We start from the raw sequence: 653 nt of genomic DNA on the forward strand, positions 1-653 counted from the left end.
GTATATGCCATTTCCCAAAATGAATATTCATATTGACTACTAAAAATAAAATGTTGTCTCATACGATTACRGTCTGCCTCTGTTACYTTTTCAGCGATCRTATCTAATCGTGTGATTTGCTCTTCTACTAGAGTACGGAACCAATCAGATCCATATGCAGAAATCCATTCTTGATAAATTGGCTCTTCTGGTTGACATTTTTTTAATCGTTCACCGATTTCATAATATAACCAATAACAAGGTAAAATAGCCGCAATAATATCTCCTAAATGCCCTTCATAAGCTGCGCGATACATATGAGATRTATAAGCGTATGCAGTTGGCGCAGGAATAAAATTATCTTTTTCTTCTTTTGTAATCCCTAATTTCTTTGCGAAATTCTCATGTAATGRTAACTCAGCTTCATACGTATTTTGTGCATGGTGTGCCATACGAGCTGTCGTTTCTAATTCAAGAGCCTTTGCAGCACCTAACGTTTGTACTCTAGCAAAATGACTCAAATAATAAGAATCTTGAAGCACATAATATCGAAAACTAGCTAAATCTAATGTTCCTTCGCCTAGTTTTTTTACAAAAGGATGGTTAAAACTTGCTTCCCAAATTGAATCTACTTCTTTACGTAATGATTGTGAAAAAGTCATTTAAATCCCTCC

The 653-nt window shown here is 34.6% G+C and carries 1 protein-coding gene; it reads right to left on the reverse strand.

The window, feature by feature from the left end; translation table 11 throughout:
- Positions 1-641: thiaminase II (tenA, locus tag AC1DJR_RS32600; RefSeq protein WP_477004527.1), on the reverse strand; the 641-nt coding region annotated here is incomplete at its 3' end.
- Between the last annotated feature and the right edge of the window lie 12 nt (positions 642-653).

The sequence above is a fragment of the Bacillus sp. 05T31 genome (assembly GCF_056396725.1).